9 protein-coding genes are annotated in these 5,964 nt (G+C 60.6%); 5 read left to right on the top strand and 4 right to left on the bottom strand.

Annotation, left to right across the window (positions count from 1 at the left end):
* Window positions 1–158: 158 nt before the first annotated feature.
* Complete coding sequence (locus E2L05_RS20225; RefSeq protein ID WP_133344820.1) at window positions 159–1,058, bottom strand: methylated-DNA--[protein]-cysteine S-methyltransferase; 900 nt, start codon at window positions 1,056–1,058, stop codon at window positions 159–161.
* Between the two features lie 142 nt (window positions 1,059–1,200).
* Here E2L05_RS20225 and nth point away from each other — a divergent pair, with 142 nt between their 5' ends.
* From nth to E2L05_RS20210, 3 genes are read left to right on the top strand one after another with little or no spacing between them, the layout of a single operon-like run.
* On the top strand, window positions 1,201–1,860 hold the full coding sequence (gene nth, locus E2L05_RS20220) for an endonuclease III (RefSeq protein WP_133344822.1): 660 nt from the start codon (window positions 1,201–1,203) through the stop codon (window positions 1,858–1,860).
* Window positions 1,861–1,920: 60 nt separating this feature from the next.
* The gene (locus E2L05_RS20215) at window positions 1,921–2,301 is read left to right on the top strand and encodes an HIT domain-containing protein (RefSeq protein WP_133344818.1); all 381 of its coding nucleotides are present in this window, start codon (window positions 1,921–1,923) and stop codon (window positions 2,299–2,301) included.
* A complete protein-coding gene (locus E2L05_RS20210) occupies window positions 2,298–2,645 on the top strand; it encodes an antibiotic biosynthesis monooxygenase family protein (RefSeq protein WP_133344816.1) in 348 nt (115 codons plus the stop codon). The genes E2L05_RS20215 and E2L05_RS20210 overlap by 4 nt, the downstream gene beginning before the upstream one ends.
* Window positions 2,646–2,668: 23 nt before the next feature.
* On the opposite strand, the gene E2L05_RS20205 is transcribed toward E2L05_RS20210, so the two are convergent.
* Entirely contained in the window at window positions 2,669–3,313 is a 645-nt protein-coding gene (locus E2L05_RS20205) for a ribonuclease T2 family protein (protein WP_133344814.1), read from the bottom strand.
* Between the two features lie 146 nt (window positions 3,314–3,459).
* Here E2L05_RS20205 and E2L05_RS20200 point away from each other — a divergent pair, with 146 nt between their 5' ends.
* Both E2L05_RS20200 and E2L05_RS20195 read left to right on the top strand, forming a co-directional pair.
* Entirely contained in the window at window positions 3,460–4,242 is a 783-nt protein-coding gene (locus tag E2L05_RS20200; RefSeq protein WP_133344812.1) for a DUF1013 domain-containing protein, read from the top strand.
* A 77-nt stretch (window positions 4,243–4,319) separates the two neighbouring features.
* Window positions 4,320–4,859, top strand: coding sequence for a DUF2799 domain-containing protein (locus tag E2L05_RS20195; RefSeq protein WP_133344810.1), 540 nt, complete (start codon window positions 4,320–4,322; stop codon window positions 4,857–4,859).
* A 14-nt stretch (window positions 4,860–4,873) separates the two neighbouring features.
* Here E2L05_RS20195 and recR read toward each other — a convergent pair whose 3' ends face one another.
* Window positions 4,874–5,470: a recombination mediator RecR gene (recR, locus tag E2L05_RS20190; RefSeq protein WP_133344808.1), complete on the bottom strand. Its 597-nt coding sequence runs from the start codon at window positions 5,468–5,470 to the stop codon at window positions 4,874–4,876.
* A 34-nt stretch (window positions 5,471–5,504) separates the two neighbouring features.
* Complete coding sequence (locus E2L05_RS20185; RefSeq protein WP_133344806.1) at window positions 5,505–5,849, bottom strand: YbaB/EbfC family nucleoid-associated protein; 345 nt, start codon at window positions 5,847–5,849, stop codon at window positions 5,505–5,507.
* Window positions 5,850–5,964 lie beyond the last annotated feature (115 nt).

Here is a 5,964-nt window from a genome sequence, read left to right as displayed (position 1 = left end):
TCGTGTTTTGGTTTCCGCCCGAAGACGAGCCATTATAGGTGGGCGCGCAGGATGCCAGCACAAGGCCGGATATTGCGACAAGGGCAGTAGATCGGATCATGGTATTTGCCTCAGCATTGTTTTGGCCAATATGTCATGGTCCGCACAGCAATGGCCAGTCACTGCTCTGCGAGATCGGCGGCTTTTGGCCCGTCCGACCCGGCGTCGCGCCGCGCGCTTTCCCATGCCAGCATCGCCCGTTTCACTGGAAGGCCCCAATGATACCCGCCAAGCGCCCCATCCTTTCGCAAGACCCGGTGGCACGGGATCAGGAAACTGACGGGGTTTCGCCCCACGGCAGTGCCGACAGCGCGGCTGGCGCGCGGGGTGCAGACGTGCGCGGCGATGTCGGAATAGGTCGTCACGGTCCCGCTGGGAATTTGCATCAGCGCCTCCCAAACCTTGATCTGAAACGGGGCGCCAATCAGGTGCAGTTGGGCGCGGCCGCCGTCCATAGCCTGCGCCGTCAGCGCCGCCACACGCCCGTCAGGGTCGCCGGTGAAGGTGGCACGAGGCCAGCGAGAGGTCAGATCATCGCGTGCAGCGTCAATGCCTGTTTCCGCGGCAAAAGCCAGACCGCACAGGCCCTTGTCGGTGGCCATTGCAATAGCGGGGCCAAACGGTGTGTCGCATTGGGCGCAGGCGATGGTCAGGCATTCGCCGCCGCGCGCATACTCGCCCGGTGACATGGCTTCCCAACGCAGAAACAGATCATGGAGGCGGCTTTGACTGCTCAACCCCAACTCATTCGTTGCGGCAAGTGTCTTGCCGTGCTCGGCAAGCATCGCCTTGGCCTGACCCAGTGTGAGGTATTGCTGATAGCGTTTGGGCGAAACCCCTGCCCATTGCGAGAAGACGCGCTGGAAATGCGCGGGTGACATGTGCAAGCTATGGGCAAGATCAGCGAGGGGCAGCGGTGCGCTGCCCGCATCGTCTATCGCCCGGATTGCCCGCGCGATGATCTGGTAGTGATACAAGCTGTCGGCGGGATCCCCGCCCGGGTTTTGAGGAGTGTTCATGGCAGAAGATTTAGACGCGGCAGGACCCGAAAGCGACCCGGAACTTGCGCAACCTGCTGCACCGGTACGCCCGGCTCGCAAGGCAAAACCCCGGCGCAAAACGGCCAAAGATCCAGCCCCCGGTGCCCCTTCGGCGACGCCAATGTCACCGCAAGCCGATTACGCCACCGTGCGCGCGGCATTCGAACGCTTTGCAGACCATGAACCGGAACCCAAGGGCGAATTGGAACATGTCAACGCTTACACACTTGTGGTTGCCGTCGCGCTGTCGGCGCAGGCAACAGATGTGGGCGTGAACAAGGCCACGCGCGCGCTGTTTGCCATCGCTGACACGCCGCAAAAGATGCTGGATCTCGGCGAGGAAGGCGTCATCGAGCATATCAAAACCATTGGCCTGTATCGCAACAAGGCGAAGAACGTGATCAAACTGAGCCAGATCTTGGTAGATCAGTTTGGCGGTCAGGTGCCCTCGTCGCGCGCAGCGTTGCAATCGCTGCCGGGGGTTGGTCGCAAGACGGCGAATGTGGTTTTGTCCATGTGGTGGGGGCATCCGGCACAGGCGGTGGACACCCATATCTTTCGGGTGGGCAACCGCACCGGCCTGTGTCCGGGGCGCGATGTGGATGCCGTGGAACGCGCGATCGAAGATCAGGTCCCGGTGGAATTTCAGCGCCACGCCCATCACTGGCTGATCCTGCACGGGCGGTACATCTGCAAGGCCCGCAAGCCGGTTTGCGGGGTCTGCATCATTCGCGACCTGTGTGCGTTTCCGGACAAGACCGACAGCGGCAAAGCGGCTTGACAATCAAGGCAGTGCGCCGCGACATGCGGCTAAGACACACGGAAGAGAAGGGCACATCCCATGGCATTTGCGTATGACGACCAGAACATTTTCGCCAAGATCCTGCGCGGCGAGATTCCCAATGATACGGTGTTGGAAACGGCGCATACGCTGGCCTTTCGTGATATCACCCCGCAGGCACCGGATCATGTGCTGGTGATCCCAAAGGGCCCCTATGCCACCTATGATCACTTTGCCCTAGCCGCGTCGGATGATGAGATCGTGGATTTCACACGTACAGTGGGGGAAGTGGCCCGCAAAGTCGGTGCGCAACCCAGCGAAGCGGGCGGGGGCTTTCGCCTGATTTCCAATGCGGGCGAGGACGCCATTCAGGAGGTTCCCCACATGCACGTGCATCTTGTGGCCGGTCGCCCGCTTGGCCGTATTCTGCAGCCAGAATGATCGCGGTCATCTTCGAAGTAGATGTAGCCGAAGGGCAGCGTGATGCCTATCTCGATATGGCGGCGAAGATGCGGGCGCACCTGACAGCAATGGAGGGATTCATCTCCATCGAGCGGTTTGAAAGCCTGACGACGCCGGGCAAGGTTCTGTCGCTGTCCTTTTGGGAGGACGAGGCGGCGCTGACCCGGTGGCGCACGCTGACTGCCCATCGCGGCGCTCAAGCCAAAGGCCGGTCGGATTTCTTTGCCGATTACAGGCTGCGTGTGGCCGGGATCATCCGCGATTACGGCATGTTTGACCGTGCGCAGGCCCCGGCCGACAGCCGGGACGCACACGGCGTCTGACCCCGCGCCAGACAATTATCCGACTACCTGATCGGCGGGAACATGGCGCGATCCAAGGTGCAATCACGAACCGTGTCGGCGGCACAGACGCGCGGGTCTAGATCGCGGGTCAGACACAGCCGCGCCTCTGCGATGGCGCCATCCCGGCAGGTGATCGTCAGCATGTCGGCTGTCCAATCGGGGTTCACTTCCAGAAACGCGTCTTCGATGACACTGGCGGGCAGGCGCACCGGGTCGGTTAGGCGGCGCAGCACGTCGGGCCGATTCACGCTTTCATAAGCGACTCGTGCCAGCGCGTGATAATCCCGCCCCGACAATCCTGTGCAGCGTCCATGTTTGCGCCACTGATACGCGGCCAATCCGCCAGAGCCCTGAATGTCGACCATCGCATCATTCTGGCGGCGGGTGGGGGCAGCTTTGGTCGTCGGGCAGTTTTCGGGCCAGCCATATTCGTATTGTGGCCACAGCCCGTGCAGGACCCACCCGTAATCATGGTGCGCTTCGCATTGATCGGCTTCGCGATCATCGCCTTCGCGAGCGCACCAACTGGGGGACCATGAAAGTGCAAGCACGTAATAGTCGAAATCCCCGGCCTCATCTGCGCGTGCGGTCAGGGACATCATCGTCATTGCCCCAAGTGTCAGCAGCAGTGCCTGCATGATTTGCATTTTCTCTTTCCTCTACTTGTCCGACCCACTATAACCTGCCCATCTTCCCAAAATCGAGAAGACGCGCCAGCCCGGTGCAGCCGATTTCACGGCACGGGTGAGATTTGCGGATTTTCCGCCGCGCGCGCAGACACAGGAGTTGAGAGATGCAGGGCAAGCCGATTATGGCCAAGGCAACCGCCGTTTGGCTTGTGGACAACACCACGCTGAACTTCAAACAGATCGCCGATTTTTGTGGCTTTCATGAACTGGAAGTACAGGGCATTGCCGATGGCGATGTTGCTGCCGGGGTGAAGGGGTTCGATCCCATCGCCAACAATCAGCTTGATCAGGCTGAAATCGACAAGGCCGAAAGCAACCCGATTTACCGCATGAAGCTGAAGCACAACCCGGCGGCATCTGGCGAAGACAAGCGGCGCGGTCCGCGCTACACGCCGCTCAGCAAACGTCAGGATCGTCCGGCGTCTATTCTGTGGTTGGTCAAATTCCACCCTGAACTTGCGGACAGTCAGATCAGCAAGCTTGTCGGCACCACAAAGCCGACGATCCAGTCGATCCGCGAGCGGACGCACTGGAACATCTCGAACATCACGCCGATCGATCCTGTTGCGCTGGGTCTGTGCCGCCAGTCCGAATTGGACGCAGCGGTTCAGAAAGCCGCAGCCAAGAAGGCGCGCGAAGGCGTTGTCATGACCGACGATGAACGCCGCCGTCTGGTGTCGACCGAACAATCGCTGGAAATGGATATCGAGCCAAAGATCCCAACTGCGATCTCTGGTCTGGAAACCTTCACGCTCAGCGAGAACAAGTACGATAACAGCGACGACAAGGTCGATGCGGACAGCTTCTTCAACTTGCCTGATGCGTCTGATGACGACGAAGAAAAGAATGACGATGACCCACGCGACGGGGTCGATCCGCGCGACTGATCCTGGCGCCTGTTTGTTTGCTGACCCAAGGGTCGTCTTGCGATAGCCTGAGGGCGGCGAACGAGGGAGCGGCGCATATGGGCGTGTGGATGCGGATATTGGCGGTTTTTGCTGGCGTGCTTGTTTTGTCAAGTTGCGCCAGCATTTCCAAAGAAGACTGCGTTGCAGGCGATTGGCGCCAAGTTGGGTTTGTTGATGGAACCAAAGGGCGCGCGCCCGACTACATCCAAAAGCACGGCAAAGCCTGCGCTAAGGTCGGTGTCACACCTGACCTTCCGGCTTGGAAGGCTGGGCGCACCAAGGGGCTTGAGCAATACTGCACCCCTGCGTCAGCTTATCTTGTCGGTCGGCGCGGCAGCAGCATCGCCCCCTATTGCAGTGCAACGCAACTGTCCGCCATGCGCCCCGCGTTCAACCATGGGGCTGAGTGGTGGTATTATGAGCGGTACATCCGCGACCTGCGCCGGGATTTATGGGATGTGGAGCGGTGGATGATCCGGCTCTCTGAAGATGATGCCGTCAGCTATTCGCGCTTGAGCAACGAACGATGGCGTATCGAGCGGCGCATTCGCAGCGCCGAGTTGCGTCAAATTCGCTACGCAAGTTGGCCGGGCTAGGCGGCCCGAACCAACTACAGATCGCGGCGCGCTTTCAGGGCTGCGCCAATGGTGCCATCGTCAAGGTAGTCCAACTCGCCGCCCACGGGAACACCCTGCGCCAGCGACGTGATCCGCACCCGGCCTTCCAAAAGGTCAGCCACGTAGTGCGCTGTGGTCAGTCCGTCCATCGTGGTGTTGAGCGCAAGGATCACTTCGGTGACGTTTTCATCGGTGATCCGGCGTTCAAGGCGCGGCAAGCCAAGTTCTTCGGGCCCGACATCGTCCAAGGCTGACAACGTGCCGCCAAGAACGTGATAGCGGCCCACGAACGCGCCGGTGCGTTCCATCGCCCAAAGATCACCCACGTCTTCGACGACGCATAACATGCCGTTTTGCCGACGAGGGTCTGTACAGATCGGACAAAGCTCGCCGGTGGTGATGTTGCCGCAACTGACGCATTCTCGGGCGGTTTGGGCCACCTCGGCCATGGCTGCGGCAAGCGGACCGAGCAGTTGCCCGCGCTTGCGCACCAAATACAGCACCGCCCGGCGGGCCGAACGGGGGCCAAGACCGGGTAGGCGGGCCATCATGTCGATCAACGTTTCGATCGCACTGGACGGCTTCGTCATGCCCGCGCCCCTGCAGTCGCGCCCCGCCCCATGATCAGAACGGCAGTTTCATATCTGCGGGCAGGCCCATGCTTTCCTGCATTTTCTGCATTTCCTGCTGGGTGCGTTCCTGTGCTTTGCCCTGCGCGTCCTTGATCGCGGCAAGGATCAGGTCTTCGACCATTTCCTTGTCATCGGCGTTGAAGATCGACGGATCGATGGACAGGCCGGTCAACTCACCTTTGGCTGTCGCAGTGGCCGAAACCATGCCTGCGCCGCTCTCGCCGGTCACGGTGATTGTGGTCAGCTCCTCTTGCAGCGCGGTCATCTTCGTCTGCATGTCCTGGGCTGCCTTCATCATCTTGCCCATATCGCCAAGGCCGCCAAGTCCCTTGAACATTGTGTCTTCCTTTCGGTGTTTGTGTTGTTGGTCAGATCAGATCGTCTTCAAACGGGTCCCAGCCCGCGCCGGAGTCATCTTCGCCTGCATCCTCGGGATCGGGAATTTCGGGCAG

It is taken from the genome of Meridianimarinicoccus aquatilis (assembly GCF_004358675.1).
In the GTDB taxonomy this organism is placed as follows: Bacteria; Pseudomonadota; Alphaproteobacteria; order Rhodobacterales; family Rhodobacteraceae; genus Meridianimarinicoccus; species Meridianimarinicoccus aquatilis.
The sequence above is the reverse complement of the archived record's forward strand: the minus strand, read 5'-3'. Positions and strand labels throughout refer to the sequence as shown.